This is a genomic window from Bradyrhizobium sp. SBR1B (genome assembly GCF_014198205.1).
In the GTDB taxonomy this organism is placed as follows: domain Bacteria; phylum Pseudomonadota; class Alphaproteobacteria; order Rhizobiales; family Xanthobacteraceae; genus Bradyrhizobium.
The window spans coordinates 366428-380506 of the sequence record NZ_JACIHC010000001.1; the positions used below are offsets into that span (position 1 = coordinate 366428).

Consider the following 14079-nt stretch of genomic DNA (forward strand, 5'->3'; position numbering starts at 1 on the left):
CGTACAGTTCGTTGGACTAACGCTCGAGATAAATGTCCGTTAGTGCCCTTTGCTGACGTTCCTACCCGCTTCGAGCTGACGTCTCGTCAGCGCCCTTGGCGGACTCCAGATCTCTGCGCATAGGATAGCTGGGCAACAACGTCATCCCCTCAGCCAACATTGCCTCAGCCGCGGCGTGACAGAAAATCGAGCACGCCGGTCTTGTAGACCTTGTCGCCGACCGCGCGCATGTGGTCGCGGTTCGGAATGTCGAGCACTTCTGAGCCGGGGATGATGGCACCGAGCGCGCTGGCACTTCCTGCGACGTCGTCGGTCGAGCCGACCGCAATCAGCACCGGCAAGTCGATGCGCGCGGCCTCGTCCTTCGTCATGAGATCGCGCGTGCCGCGCAGGCAGGCGGCGAGCGCACGGTGATCGGAGCGAGTCTGGTCGGCGAACGCACGGAAGGTGCGGCCGACGGGATCGGTGACGTCATCCAGCGAGGGCGCCTCCAGCGCCTTGGCGACGTTCTCGCCGGGACCGGTGCCCTCGATCAGGCCGCCGATGCCGATGCCGCCGAGGATCGCCGAGCGCAGGCGCTGCGGCTCGTTGAGGGACAGCCACGCCGCCATCCGTCCGCCCATCGAATAGCCCATGATGTCGGCCTGCGGGATGGCGAGATGATCCATCAGCGCGAGCACGTCGCCGGCCATGGTCGGGATCGAATATTGCGCGGGCTCGTAGAGCTTTGCGCTTTCGCCATGGCCGCGATTGTCGAGCGCAATCACGCGGCGGCCGTTCTTGCGCAGCTCCGAGACCCAGGTCGGATAGACCCAGTTCACGTTCTTGCTCGAGGCAAAGCCGTGCACCAGGATGATCGGATCGCCCTCGCCTTCATCGAGATAGGCAATTTCAACGGCGCCGTTGTGAAAGCTCGGCATCTGCAGTTCCGCGGGTCTGGAGGGGAATGGTTGATCTTAGAGCATGATCCGGAAAACTGTGCAGCGGTTTTCCGGCAACATCATGCTCAAACAATAGCCTGAAGCGCCGCGCGCCTCAGGCCGTGACGGCCGCGTTGGCCAGGGCAGCTTCGGCTGCGATCTGGGCACGGCGCAGCCGCCGCGCCCGTTTGCGATCGCACCAGGCCTGGGTGAGGCGCTCGGTGGTCGCCTTGATGGAGGAGAGAAGGCCGAACAGCGTCAGCGCCGCACTGAACAGCCAGAGCGCCAGATTGAACGCGCCGCCGATCAGCAGCAGCGCGCCCCGGCCGAGCAGCTTCATGATCGCGCGCGTCTTGCTGCCTTGCGCTTCGGCAAGCCGCGCCGCGCGTGCGACATCCTTCGGGCCTTCGGCGATGCGCAGCGTATCCATCGCCCCGCGCGTGCCGGTCTTCTCGGCGACGCGGGTGACGTCCTTGCCGAGCCGGACCAGCGCACCGGCCTTCTCGGCCCGGAACGCGGCCTTGATCGCGCTGACGGTCTCGCGCGGCCGCAGCACCGAGCCTGATACCACCGCATTCCGCAGAGCCGGCGTGTCGACGACCTCGCGCGCGGACCGGCCGGCCCAGACCGCGAGCCCCTCGCCGAGCCGCCCGACCTTGCGTGCGTCCTTCACCAGCGTCAGTCCGGCGCGCACCGGCGCGGCGCCACCAACGGACACGTAGGTCGCCGCCGTCACCGCAAGGCCGGCCGCCGCAAGCCCGAGCACGAGCCGGTCGGTGTCCTCGCCCATGGCCAGATGCTTGCCCTCGCGCACCACGTCCCTGATGTCGCCGATCACGAAGAGATCGCCGGCCACCGTCCCCGAGAGGCTCGCGACATCGTCGGCATTGCCGGTGACGAGGCCGGTGGCGAAACGCTTGGCGAAATGCGAGGTGGAGCTTTCGGCTTTGACCGCGTCATTGACGCGGCTCAGGAGGTCGTCGGGCAGCGCGATGTTGCGGTCACGCGCGAGCGCGACAAAACTGTCGGCGAGATCGGCATCGCCGGCGGCGAGCGCGGCCTCGATGTTGTCCTGGACCAGGCGATCGTTCTGCCGCAGCACTTGATCGAGCTTGAGCTCGGAGAGCACGGCCGGATCATCCTGGGCGGCGAGGATCGCGCCGGCCTCACGGGCGTGCGGCGCTACCTGCGCGAGCAAGAAGCCGCACGCCGCGATGCCGGTCAAAGCTGTGGTGATTCGCAGCCACTTCATGTGGAAAAGCCCGGAAGTCCCTGGGATCCCTTGCGCCTGATGATTCGTCTTTCGGCACAAATTTGCTCGTCCACAGACATAGTATGCCAAAATTGCGACACAACGTCCCCGACGAAAGAAGGGCTTCTCTCAGGCCTTAAGATTGTGTCGAATTTGCATGAGCAAATGAGCATGGGGCAATTGTGGACCTTTCGGTTCCGCTGGACTAGCAATCATCCACACCCGCCAGTATGGTCCGCGGCGCCTTAAAGATGCCGCGTCAGTTCTTGATTGTGTCTGCCGCCATTGCCACTCCAGGATGAGTTACGATGTCCGACCATGTCGTCCCGCACTTCCACAACGATGCCGGTGTCCCCGTCATCGAGATCGGCTCGCAAGAGTTCATGTGCGTTGGCGCCAACCCTCCGTTCGACCATCCGCACGTCTTCCTCGACCTCGGCAACGACAACGAGATCATCTGCCCCTACTGCTCGACGCTGTACCGTTTCGCGGCCGACCTGAAGGCGGGCGAAGCCCGCCCGCCGGAATGCGTCCTGAAGGACAAGGTGGCCTGACCGCTTCCATCGGTCAGGGTGGCGCTCTCCCGCACGATTGTCATCGCCGGTGCCGGCATCGGTGGACTGACGGCCGCGCTGGCGCTCGCGGCCCGCGGCTTCCGTATCGTCGTGCTGGAAAAGGCCGAGCGGCTCGAGGAAGTCGGCGCCGGCCTGCAACTCTCCCCCAATGCCAGCCGCGTGCTGGTCGAGCTCGGCCTCGCTGAGCGCCTCAAGCTGCGCGCCGTCACTCCGGAAGCGGTCTCGATCATGAGCGCGCGGGCCGGCGGCGAGCTGCTGCGGATGCCGCTCGGTGAAGCAGCGTCGCTGCGGGCCGGCGCCCCCTATTGGGTGGTGCACCGCGCCGACCTGCAATCGGCGCTCGCCGGCGCTGTTGCCGATCATCCCGACATCGACCTGAAGCTGGGCGCGACCTTCGAAGACGTCGCGCCTCACGCCAAGGGGCTGACGGTGGTCCACCGCAGCGGCACGATCCGCCGCAGCGATCTCGCCAGCGCGCTGATCGGCGCCGACGGCATCTGGTCGACGGTCCGCCAGCATCTGTTTCCCGAGGTGCAGCCGCGCTTCTCCGGGCTGATCGCCTGGCGCGGCACGCTGGACGCCACGCAACTGCCGAAGGACTACACCGCGCGCCGGGTGCAGCTGTGGATGGGGCCGAATGCCCATCTCGTCGCCTATCCGATCGCGGGCGGACGCCAGCTCAACGTGGTCGCAGTGCTTCCGGGCACCTGGAACAGGCCGGGCTGGAGCACGCCTGGCGATCCGCTGGAAGTGATGGAGGCCTTCGCCGCGCCACGCTGGCCGGCCTCGGCGCGGATGATGCTGGCCACGGTCGACAGCTGGCGGAAATGGGCGCTGTTCGGCGTGCCCGATGGCTGCCCCTGGAGCAAGGGTCCGGTGGCACTGCTCGGCGATGCCGTGCATGCGATGCTGCCTTTTGCAGCCCAGGGCGCCGGGATGGCGATCGAGGATGCTGCGGTGCTCGCCCGGCATCTGAGCTTTGAAGCCGCCGAGAGCACAGCGGGCATCAGTGCTGCGCTGACGCAATACGGCCGTGCCCGTCAGGCGCGCGTGCTGCGGGTGCAGCGAACCGCGCGGCAGCAGGGCCGCATCTATCATCTCGGCGGGCCGCTTGCGGCCGCACGCGATCTTGCGATCCGCGCGCTCGGCCCGGACCGCATGCTGGCGCGGCAGGACTGGATCTACGGCTGGCGGCCCTGATGCGAAGCGCCGCTGGCGCGGCGCCTCAGCGTGACGCTTTCCCGGATTTCGAAGCGGGCTTGGCAGCCCCCGCGGGCGACAATTGCGTGGCAGGCGGGGTCGCCTCCGGCGGCGTTTCCCGGCACTTGTTGCGGCGCCAGGCGTCCTCGGCCATTTGCGCCGACCCGCGCACGGCGACATAGTCGTTGCGATAGGCGAGTTCGGACACCACCGCGCCACCGGCCCCGGTCTCGGCCTTTTCCATCAGCCCCCGCAAATCGTCAGTGCGTTTGGCGAGCGTCTTGCGTTCGGCCTCCAGCTGCTTGCAGTCGTACAATTCGTATTTGGCGGGATCGGCAAAGGCCGGCGCGACCGTCTCGCTCATACCGGCGCAGCCGGACAGCGCGGCGCCGGCCGCAAGCAGCGCCAAGAGCGCGCCGAAGCCGCGCGGCGAAGTGGAAAACGAAGCAGCCATGCCGAATGAATAGTCCCCGTGGATTGAGAATGCCTAAAGCAACAACAGATGTCCGGATTGAGGCTTTGCCTTGTGCGCCCGGCTCGCTTAAGGAAGAACCGTCCCTCCGGGCTCGCAACGCGCCAATTCCAGACGGCTAGGATGGACTTAAGTGTTTGATCTCGTTGGATCAAGCGGGCATGGCGGAATTGGTAGACGCAAGGGACTTAAAATCCCTCGGTGCGCAAGCGCTGTGCCGGTTCGACTCCGGCTGCCCGCACCACGAGATTTGATGCTCCCGCGACCCATTGGTGGAGGCGGTCTGCCCTCCGCTTCAGCTGAGCGATCATCGAACACGCCTCCGGTGGCGTCTCGATCTGCCCAATAGCTTTGTTGCGCGGCTTCAGCATCTGAAGATCGCCCTCTTCCGTGTCCGAGCAGCCGCTTCACCGAAAGCAGGCGACGCATCGCCACCGCATCGAGCGCTTGTTGGAACACGTACAGCAGAGTGCTCGGAGAGCTGGGCGATTATTGCGGCGTGGACCACGACCGCGAAAGCATCGAGCGTGCCGCCAAGGCGATGTCAGGCTCTACCACCGCCACGGCTATAGCTGGACCGTGTCCGGCACCCGGCCCGCATGACGGGCGTCGAGCAGCAGGACCCAGAAGAACATCAGCGCGCTGAAGAGCTGGATGGAATTGTCCTCGGAGGAACTCCCCGTCACGAAGATCAATGAGGGCATCAGGAGACCGACGGTGAGCGCGGCGGCGAGTGCCCTGGCCGGAAGATCGACCAGCAGGATCGCGGCATAGAGCGCGAGCTCGAAGAAGGCATATTCCTTGAGGCGCGGCGAGCTGAGATAGAGCGCAAACATGGCCAGCACCGTGATGCGCATTGCCGCACGGGGGTGATCCATCAGCCAGCGATCCAGTCGCGCAAGAAGCGAATCTCCTTCGTGCGCCGGCCGGCTCCCGATCAAGCGCAGGACGGACAGGGCGAACGGCACGAGCACGAGTGCGGTCACGGCGAAGGCATAGGTCGCGAAGACTGCCGGCTTGCTATCGATCAGGCCCACATGGCCCATCAGATCCCTCGCCAGCAGCAGCAGGGACGGATTGCTCTCGAACAGCTCGACGAGGTGCTGGTCCGGAATCTTTCCGGCCACCGCAAGCTGCCAACTCGCGAACAGATCGGGGTATGCCAGCCGCGATATCAGGATCGGCAAGGCGAAGCTGAACACGGCCATCGCGATCAGCATCAGCTTGCGGCCGCGCGGCAGCGGCAGGAAGTACAGCGCGGCCAGCACGGGAAAGAAAACCAGCTTGAACGACATCACGAGGCCGAGCAGCGCGGCGCCGGCGAGGCGCGACGGAAAGCTGCGGTCCTCTGCCGCTCCGGATGCGGGCGGAGAAAGCAGGAGCCTCAGCGCGATCGCGGTCAGCACGCCGCTCAGGATCGCGAAATTGCCCGACGCCTGCACCCATTCGAAACCGACGAATGCGCCGAGCGCGCAGAGCACCCTGAGCCCGACGTCGCGAGCGCTTGGGCGCGTTCGGCCAAAACCTGGCAAGATGAGGCCGCAGAGCACGGCCAGCACGGGAAAGATGGTTTTGTAATGAGCGACCAGAATGCCGTCCGCACAGAATGGACGGAAGGCCTCCAGCGTCACCGGCAGATAGGGGTAAGAGAGCTTGGTGCCCTTCAGGTTCTTGACGAAATAGGGATCGAGTCCGCCGACATAGGCATCCACCGCCGCGCAATTGACGCGGGTGTCCCAGCCATATTTCACATCGAGCCCGACGTCGCTGGCGAGATTGCCGAACACCAGAAGCGCGGTCAGTGCGATCAGGCAGGCAAGCCAGAGGTTACGCCTCGAAGCCATGTCGGCCGAAGGCTCCAACCATCGTGCTGTACCGGTGACATCAGACACAATCGGATACCTTGTTTGGCCTGGTTTCTCTCGGCGCCAGCTCGGCGCCTCATCCATCGGCCGCCACAGTGGACAGGAGGCGTTTCCGTTTCATCCCGCCGGGCCCCACCTGCCTCGCCCGGCGTCGATCTTTAGGGAGGGATGGTGAATCACAGGTTTCCGGGCCATAGCAGGACCCGCGTTCGGCTCGCGCGGGGGTTCCCCTCACCAATTCTTGTCCGCCCCTCCTCCGCCTGCCAGCCATCCCGAAACATGGGTTGTGCAACGCAGCATGGGCGATGGATAAAGTCGCTCAATTTCAGAGGTGAGCTTCTTGTCTGACGTCAATGCCGACGATTGGGTGTCCGCAGGACACCGCCCGATGGGATTTCCAGAATTCGTCATCGTGATCGCGTCCATCATGGCGCTGAATCCGCTTGCGATGGACATGATGCTGCCCGCGCTGCCCAATATCGGCACAGCCTTCAACATTCCCGTCGCCAACCATCTGCAGCTGGTGCTGTCGACCTTCCTGATCGGTTTCGGCGCCGGCCAGTTCGTGATGGGTCCCTTGTCGGACCGCTTCGGCCGCCGGCCGGTGCTGCTCGGCGGCATGGCGGTCTATGCGGTGGCGAGCGTGCTGGCGGTCGCGGCGCCCTCGTTCGAGACGCTGCTGCTGGCGCGCGCGCTGCAGGGGCTCGGCACCTCGGCGACACGCGTGATCGCGACCTCGATCGTGCGCGACTGCTATGTCGGCCGCCGCATGGCGAGCGTGATGTCGCTTGCCATGATGGTGTTCATCGCGGTGCCCGTGATCGCTCCCTCGTTCGGACAGGCGGTGCTGCTGGTGACGGCGTGGCGCGGCATCTTCGTCGTGCTGATGCTCTACGGCCTGCTCGCGCTCGCCTGGTGCGTGCTGCGGCTGCCGGAAACCCTTCCTGAATCCGGGCGCCGGTCCCTGGCGCCCGCCGACGTGCTCTCGGCGTTTCGGCAGACCGTGACCAATCGCCAGACCATCGGCTATGCCACGGCCGCCGGCAGCGTCATCGGCGCGCTGTTCGCCTTTGTCTTCTGCGCCCAGCAGGTCTTCACCGGCATCTATCACCTCGGCCATTACTTCCCACTCGCCTTCGCCGCGATTGCAGCCGGCACGGCCGTCGCCGGCTTCCTCAATGCGAGGCTGGTCGGGCGGCTCGGCATGCGCGTGATCTCGCATGGCGCGCTGACGCTCTACACAATCGTCGCTGCCGTGATGCTGCTGACCGAAATACTCGGTGTCCTGCCGCTGACCCTGTTCATGGTGCTCTCGGCTCTGATGATGTTCTCGTTCGGCATGATGGTTGCCAACTTCACCGCGCTCGCGATGGAGCCGCAGGGCCACATCGCCGGCACCGCCTCCTCGCTCTACGGGTCGATCACGACGCTGATCGGAATCGTGGTCGGCATGGCGATCGGACAGAGTTTCGACGGCACGCTGCTGCCGTTCTCGATCGGCTTCTTCCTGTCGACGCTCGCTGCGCTCGCGATCGTGCTGGTGGTGGAGAAGGGCCGGCTCTTCAAGCCGCATCATCGTCCCATCACTTAAGGAACTTCCCGATCCGCTCGATGTTGTACTGCAGCAATTCGAGAGGTCACATTCAATGGAACCGGAACACCGGGAAGATCGCCGCGACGTCGAACGGCGGAAGACGGAACATTCGGAGCCGAGCGCAGAGCACGCCACGTTGACGACGCCTTTGGCGAGCGAGGGTCTTGAGCAGGTCCGCGACAGTCATTGTTGAGCGCAGAGTCTATTCCGAACCGCGCCTGCTGGCGCTGAAATCATCCGCAGCGCTCTTGGGTATCATCCGCATTCCCCGGGGCCGCACGATCAGAGCGACCACCTCCCGCGAGAGACCGGGCCGCCCCCACAGGGTGGCCCGCACGGTGAACTCGCGCCTGACGAAGTGTCCGGTCTGCGAGGACGCCCACGCCATCCACCGGGTGCAAGATTCCTGGTCGCGGAAACACAGCGCGGCCCAGCCGCGGTCGAGCGACGTCTTGCGCGGCAAGCCCAATGTCTGGTCGTACTCGAAGGGCGCCGCATGACGTGGATGGTCCGGGCTGTAAAACGCAGTGGCGAAGGCCAGCGAGCCATCACCACTCACCGCGCTCAGCGGCACACCGGTCTGCTCGCGCCACTCGCGCGTCAATTCACTGGCCGCCTGGGCGTAAAGATTCCGGCCCTCCTCATACCCGTGATCGTTGCGATAGACGGCATGGATCGGCGCGGCGATCAGGACGGCCGCGAGCGCGACGCCGGCCAAGATCACGGTGAGGTTGACCGTGTAGAAGCGCTCGATCAGGTAGCTCGTGCCGCAGACCACGAGAACGGTGAACAGGAACAGTCCCTGCAACGCCCATAGCGACGGCAGATCGGTGCCCATCGCGAGCGACGTCACCACCGGCAGCACGATCGTACCCATAGTGACGTAGAACAAAAGCCGCAGGCCCGGGCTCATTGCGGCGAAGTCCGCCGGAAACTGCTTCAAGCGCGTTCCTGCAACGAGCACCCAGAACACGGCCGACATGCTCATCGCCGCCGCCAGCCCCAGCAGAAAGTTTCTCGCCTCGCCGAGTGAGGTCGCAGCGTTGCCGCCTGTGTGCGCCAGTGCGTAGGTGAAGGTCGACGCGCCCGTTGTCGCGAGCCAATAGACGTGAGGTGACAGCGCCGCGAGCCCGACGACGACCGAGATCCAGGGCGAAGCGGAGGTGAAATAAGCGCGCCGCGCCGGGTGCGCCAGCGCGGCAAACGCGAAGCTCGTGACGAGAAAGACCGAATAATATTTGCCGACCATCGCCAGCGCCGTCGTGCATCCCATTGCGACCGCCCACAGCGGGGCGCGCGTCTCGAATGCGCGCAGGAAGCACCAGGTCGCCAGCGGCCAGACCGCCAGCAGCACCGAATTGGCATTGAAGCGCTGGGCATGGAATTGATAGACCGGCGTCAGCATCAGCAGCAAAAGCACCAGGATGCGCTTGTGCCCGGTCACGAATTGCCGCGCGATCCGGTCGACGAAGATCAGCGCAAGCCCGGCATTGGTCATCGCCATCAATTGCAACGACCAATCGCTGAGCGGGAAGACAGAGGTCCAGCTGGCGGCGATCCAGCCGGTCAACGGCGGATGCTTGTGATAGCCCCAGGCGAAATGCTGCCCCAGCATCCAGGCCTCGAGCGTATCAGGGTGCAGGCCGCCGCCGGCATAGGCGATCGCCAGATAGAGCGTCCAGATCGCGACGAAACAGCCGATGAGGAGCGGAACGGCCCAGCCCGCCTCGACGCCATCGAGCCAATGCAGGAAAGGCCGCCGCCAACGCGCCGGCGCGCGATCGGACCGTTCGGCCATCGCCTGGAATGCAAAATCGATCGGCACGGGAAATCAGGTTGAGGAGGGAAAATGATGCGTAAGGACGACGCATCTATTTCAGGATTGAAACAAATAGCAATGACCGGAAACTGGAAAGGTTAAAAGCCGCAACGCTTTTCCGCCGACGCAAGACCACAAAAGACAACGGCGCCGCTGATGACAGCGGCGCCGCGTGGTGAAGACGACGAAGGCTACGTGAATTCGCCTCCCCTTACTCCGACTTGTCGACGTTCCAGAACAGCGGCGTCGCCGGGCCGTCGAGCACGCCGGTCAGCGATTTACGCCAGCCGCTCGGCAGCAGGTATTGCCCGAGCGGGATGTAGATCACCTGCTCATAGGCTTCCTTCTGGATGTCGGCGGCGATCTTCTTCTGCTCGTCGATCGACGGCGCGCGGACGAACGCGTCCTTGAGCTGCTCGATCTTGGCGCTTTCCGCCCAGCCGAACCAGCCGCCCTTCTTGCCCTGGCCGCCGATCGAGAGATTGGCGATCGGGTTGGAGACGTCGGCCGCGACCCAGTTGGTGAAGAACATGTTCCAGCCACCCTCCTTCGGCGGCTTCTGACTGGCACGGCGGCTCACCACCGTCTGCCAATCGGTCGCTTGCAGATCGACCTTGAAGCCGGCTTCGCGCAGCAGCTGGGCCGCGACGATGGGCTGGGCCTTGAGCGTGGTGACGTCGCCGGGCGCCATGATGACGACCGGGGTGCCGTCATATCCTGACTCGGCGAGCGCCTTCTTGGCCTCCGCCATACCATTGCCCTTCACCAGGGTCTCGGCGCCGACCTCGGTCGCGAACGGCGTATCGCAAACGAAGAACGCGCCGCAGATCTTCTGGTACTTGGCATTGCCGACCAGCGCGTCGAGAACATCCTTCTGGTTCATCGCCAGAAGAGCTGCACGTCGCACCTTCACGTTGTCGAACGGCGGATAGAGGAAGTTCATCCGGCCGAGCGTCTGAAAGCCGAACTTGTTCGAGACCTCGATCGTGATCTCCTTGTTCGCCTCCAGCACCGGCAGCATGTCGTAGGGCAGGTTTTCCATGAAGTCGATGTCGCCCGACTGCAGCGCGTTCACCGCGGTCTGCGAGTCCGGCATGGTGATCCATTCGACGCGGTCGACCTTCGCCACCTTGCCGCCGGAGGTCCAGCTCGCCGGCTCCTTGCGCGGCACGTAATCGGTGTTCTTGACGTAGACCGCCTTGACGCCGGGCTGGAATTCCGACGCCACGAACTTGAAGGGGCCCGAGCCGATCTGCTCGGGGATCTGCTTGTCCGGCGGCGTCTCGGCGAGGCGCTTCGGCATCATGAAGGCGACGCGCGAGGACGGCTTGCCGATGGAATCGAGCACGAGGCCGTAGGGCTCCTTCAGCTTCAGCGTGATGGTCTTGGCGTCGGTCGCCTCGATGCTCGCGGTGAAGTCCAGGAGCTTCTGGCCCATGCCGTCGACCGCGGCCCAGCGCTTCAGCGAGGCGACGCAATCTTCCGCCGTCACCGGCGCACCGTCATGCCATTTGAGGCCGTCGCGCAGCGTGAAGGTGTAGGTGAGCTTGTCGTCGGAGATCTTCCAGTCCGCCATCTGCGGCTGGATCTTGAAGCTCGAATCGGGAGCCACCAGCGTGTCGTAGACCATGTAGCCATGGTCACGCGTGATGTAGGCCGTGGTGAAGATCGGATCGATGATGCGCAGATCCGAATGCATCACCGCCGTAATGGTCTTGCCGGCTGCTAGCACTGGCGAGGCAAGCGCCGTCGAAAGCGCAACGACAGACAGCGCAAGTTTGGAGGCAAACGCGCGAGGCCCCCGGCGCATGAAGTGGAACATAAAAAGTTTCTCCTGACGTGAAACTGTTCAAAGGCAGGTTATTGGTTAAGCATGGGGCTCGTTCCTTGGGCGAACTAACCTCATGCAATGCCTTTATCTTTCGAGACTTGCAGACAGTGCCGAGCGCGTCAATCCGGTTTCGCTGCAAGCCCTGGCGGCGCGGGCGCGGGCTCCACAAGGATCGGTTTGGCTCTACAACACTCTCCACTCGTCCTGCCCCGCACCAATGCAATGCGCATTCCATCTTTCGAAGCTTGAGAGACATTGAGATGAATCCAGCCAATCTTCCTTTCGATTCCGAGGCGATGCTCCAGGGTCTGCGCGGCTGGGTCGAATGCGAAAGCCCGACCTGGGACGCTGATGCGGTGAATCGCACGCTCGATATCGCAGCGCGGGATATGGCGATCATGGGTGCGACGATCGAGCGCATCGCCGGCCGCCAGGGGTTCGGCGGCGTGATCCGCGCGCGCTTTCCGCATCCGAAACAGGGCGAGCCGGGCATCCTGATCGCCGGCCATATGGATACCGTCCACCCGGTCGGTACCATCGAGAAGCTGAAATGGCGGCGCGAGGGCAATCGGTGCTACGGCCCCGGCATCTATGACATGAAGGGCGGCAACTACCTCTCGCTGGAAGCGATCCGGCAACTGGCGCGTGCATCGTTCACCACGCCGCTGCCGATCACCGTGCTGTTCACGCCGGACGAGGAAGTCGGCACGCCCTCGACGCGCGACATCATCGAGGCGGAAGCCGCGCGCAACAAATATGTCCTGGTGCCCGAGCCCGGCCGCGCCGACAACGGCGTCACCACCGGACGTTACGCCATCGCGCGCTTCAATCTCGAGGCGACGGGCCGGCCGAGCCACGCCGGCGCGACGCTGTCGGCGGGACGCTCGGCGATCCGCGAGATGGCGCGGCAGATTCTCGCCATCGACGCGATGACGACGGAGGACTGCACCTTCTCGGTCGGCGTCGTGCATGGCGGGCAATGGGTCAATTGCGTTGCCACGACCGCCACCGGCGAAGCGCTCTCCATGGCCAAGCGGCAGGCCGATCTCGATCGCGGCGTCGAGCGGATGCTGGCGCTGTCGGGCACGGCCAACGATGTTTCCTTCAAGGTGACGCGCGGGGTGACGCGTCCGGTGTGGGAGCCGGATGCCGGCACGATGGCGTTGTATGAGAAGGCGCGCGGCATCGCCAAGTCGCTTGGCGCCGAACTGCCGCATGCGAGCTCCGGCGGCGGCTCCGATGGCAACTTCACCGGTGCGATGGGAATCCCGACGCTCGACGGCCTGGGCGTGCGCGGAGCCAATGGCCACACGTTAGAGGAGTATATCGAAGTCGAGAGTCTCGTTGAGCGCGGCCGGCTGATGGCCGGGCTGCTTGCGACGCTGGAGTGACCGGATTGGATGGGCGCGCCTGGCGCGCCGCAGATATTTCGTCTGGCGGGCACGCTCCGCTGGCCCCCTTGAAGAGGGGTCGCCAAAACAGCTGACCGCACTGCAAAAACTGTGGCCCTGATGGCACGGGAATTGCTGAAATGTTAGGCTGGTGGCAGAACAGACTACGACCGCTGCCGCCGATTTACTCTAATCTGACGGATCCAACTTGCTCGGATATCTCCTTCGCCGAATCTTCGCCGCCGTGCCCGTGATGGGCGTCGTCGCGCTGTTCGTCTTCCTCCTGCTCCGCCTCACCCCCGGCGATCCCGCCGCGATCCTCGCCGGCGACAATGCAACGCCGGAGCGGCTGGAGCGCATCCGCACCTCGCTCGGCCTCAACGAGCCCTTGATCGTGCAGTTCATCACCTGGGTGAACAAGCTGCTGCACGGCGATCTCGGGACCTCGCTGATCTCCAATCTGCCTGTGATGAAGATGATCGGCCAGCGCGTCGAGCCGTCGATCTCGATCGCGCTGTGCACCATCATCCTCGCCGTGATCGTGGCGGTTCCCCTCGGCGTGATCGCCGCGTGGAAGCACGGCACCTGGATCGACCGTTTCGTGATGGGGCTTTCCGTGCTCGGCTTCTCGGTGCCGGTGTTCGTGGTCGGCTATATTCTGATCCAGGTCTTCGCGATCGAACTGCGGTGGGTGCCGGTGCAGGGCTTCCGCAGCATCTTTAACGGCTTCGGACCGTTTTTCGAGCGCATGATCCTGCCGACCTGCGCGCTCTCCTTCATCTACATCGCGCTGATCGCGCGCATGACACGCGCGGCGATGCTGGATGTGCTCGGCGAGGACTATGTGCGCACCGCGCGCGCCAAGGGCATCAACGAGGTCGCCGTGATGATGCGCCACGCGCTGCGCAACGCCGCCGTGCCCGTCATCACCGTGATCGGCACCGGCTTTGCGCTGCTGATCTCCGGCGTCGTCGTCACCGAGAGCGTGTTCAACATCCCCGGCATCGGCCGCCTCACCGTGGATGCGGTGCTGGCGCGCGACTATCCGGTGATCCAGGCGATGATCCTGCTGACGTCGCTGATCTATGTCGTCGTCAATCTTCTCATCGACGTCGCCTACACCCTGCTCGATCCCCGGATCCGGTACTGAGGCAAGGACA

Annotated in this window: 11 protein-coding genes and 1 tRNA gene; 6 read left to right on the forward strand and 6 right to left on the reverse strand. The window is 64.7% G+C overall.

Going from position 1 to position 14079, the window contains the following annotated elements; all coding sequences use genetic code 11:
- Nucleotides 1–164: 164 nt before the first annotated feature.
- Nucleotides 165–920 carry an alpha/beta fold hydrolase gene (locus GGD61_RS01935; RefSeq protein ID WP_183229956.1) on the reverse strand — a complete coding sequence of 252 codons (756 nt, stop codon included), beginning with the start codon at nt 918–920 and terminating at the stop codon, nt 165–167.
- Between the two features lie 115 nt (nt 921–1035).
- On the reverse strand, nt 1036–2172 hold the full coding sequence (locus GGD61_RS01940) for a hypothetical protein (protein WP_183229958.1): 1137 nt from the start codon (nt 2170–2172) through the stop codon (nt 1036–1038).
- A 308-nt stretch (nt 2173–2480) separates the two neighbouring features.
- Between GGD61_RS01940 and GGD61_RS01945 the strand changes: the two genes are divergently transcribed.
- Nucleotides 2481–2726, forward strand: coding sequence for a zinc-finger domain-containing protein (locus tag GGD61_RS01945; protein WP_007602543.1), 246 nt, complete (start codon nt 2481–2483; stop codon nt 2724–2726).
- A gap of 18 nt (nt 2727–2744) precedes the next feature.
- Nucleotides 2745–3947, forward strand: a complete 1203-nt coding sequence (locus tag GGD61_RS01950) for an FAD-dependent monooxygenase (protein ID WP_183229960.1) — start codon at nt 2745–2747, stop codon at nt 3945–3947.
- Between the two features lie 25 nt (nt 3948–3972).
- On the opposite strand, the gene GGD61_RS01955 is transcribed toward GGD61_RS01950, so the two are convergent.
- Complete coding sequence (locus tag GGD61_RS01955) at nt 3973–4401, reverse strand: twin-arginine translocation pathway signal (protein ID WP_183229962.1); 429 nt, start codon at nt 4399–4401, stop codon at nt 3973–3975.
- Between the two features lie 173 nt (nt 4402–4574).
- On the opposite strand from GGD61_RS01955, the gene GGD61_RS01960 reads away from it, so the two are divergent.
- Nucleotides 4575–4663: transfer RNA gene (locus GGD61_RS01960), tRNA-Leu, on the forward strand.
- A gap of 322 nt (nt 4664–4985) precedes the next feature.
- Here the strand turns inward: GGD61_RS01960 and GGD61_RS01965 are convergent.
- A complete protein-coding gene (locus tag GGD61_RS01965; protein ID WP_246785849.1) occupies nt 4986–6263 on the reverse strand; it encodes a hypothetical protein in 1278 nt (425 codons plus the stop codon).
- A 361-nt stretch (nt 6264–6624) separates the two neighbouring features.
- On the opposite strand from GGD61_RS01965, the gene GGD61_RS01970 reads away from it, so the two are divergent.
- Nucleotides 6625–7875: a multidrug effflux MFS transporter gene (locus GGD61_RS01970; protein ID WP_092259200.1), complete on the forward strand. Its 1251-nt coding sequence runs from the start codon at nt 6625–6627 to the stop codon at nt 7873–7875.
- 205 nt (nt 7876–8080) lie between these two features.
- Here the strand turns inward: GGD61_RS01970 and GGD61_RS01975 are convergent, their stop codons facing one another.
- Nucleotides 8081–9676: a glycosyltransferase family 39 protein gene (locus GGD61_RS01975; protein WP_183230328.1), complete on the reverse strand. Its 1596-nt coding sequence runs from the start codon at nt 9674–9676 to the stop codon at nt 8081–8083.
- Nucleotides 9677–9908: 232 nt separating this feature from the next.
- Entirely contained in the window at nt 9909–11519 is a 1611-nt protein-coding gene (locus tag GGD61_RS01980) for an ABC transporter substrate-binding protein (RefSeq protein WP_018322086.1), read from the reverse strand.
- Between the two features lie 269 nt (nt 11520–11788).
- Here GGD61_RS01980 and GGD61_RS01985 point away from each other — a divergent pair, with 269 nt between their 5' ends.
- Together GGD61_RS01985 and GGD61_RS01990 are read left to right on the forward strand one after the other, a co-directional pair.
- A complete protein-coding gene (locus tag GGD61_RS01985) occupies nt 11789–12919 on the forward strand; it encodes a M20/M25/M40 family metallo-hydrolase (protein ID WP_092259198.1) in 1131 nt (376 codons plus the stop codon).
- Nucleotides 12920–13127: 208 nt separating this feature from the next.
- Nucleotides 13128–14069, forward strand: coding sequence for an ABC transporter permease (locus GGD61_RS01990; protein WP_177237227.1), 942 nt, complete (start codon nt 13128–13130; stop codon nt 14067–14069).
- Nucleotides 14070–14079: the final 10 nt, after the last annotated feature.

Bases quoted from the DNA above. Each gene is read 5' to 3' on its own strand.
- GGD61_RS01935 (WP_183229956.1), bottom strand. From the start codon at position 920: ATGCCGAGCTTTCACAACGGCGCCGTTGAAATTGCCTATCTCGATGAA.
- GGD61_RS01940 (WP_183229958.1), bottom strand. From the start codon at position 2,172: ATGAAGTGGCTGCGAATCACCACAGCTTTGACCGGCATCGCGGCGTGC.
- GGD61_RS01945 (WP_007602543.1), top strand. From the start codon at position 2,481: ATGTCCGACCATGTCGTCCCGCACTTCCACAACGATGCCGGTGTCCCC.
- GGD61_RS01955 (WP_183229962.1), bottom strand. From the start codon at position 4,401: ATGGCTGCTTCGTTTTCCACTTCGCCGCGCGGCTTCGGCGCGCTCTTG.
- GGD61_RS01965 (WP_246785849.1), bottom strand. From the start codon at position 6,263: ATGGCTTCGAGGCGTAACCTCTGGCTTGCCTGCCTGATCGCACTGACC.
- GGD61_RS01975 (WP_183230328.1), bottom strand. From the start codon at position 9,676: ATGGCCGAACGGTCCGATCGCGCGCCGGCGCGTTGGCGGCGGCCTTTC.
- GGD61_RS01980 (WP_018322086.1), bottom strand. From the start codon at position 11,519: ATGTTCCACTTCATGCGCCGGGGGCCTCGCGCGTTTGCCTCCAAACTT.
- GGD61_RS01985 (WP_092259198.1), top strand. From the start codon at position 11,789: ATGAATCCAGCCAATCTTCCTTTCGATTCCGAGGCGATGCTCCAGGGT.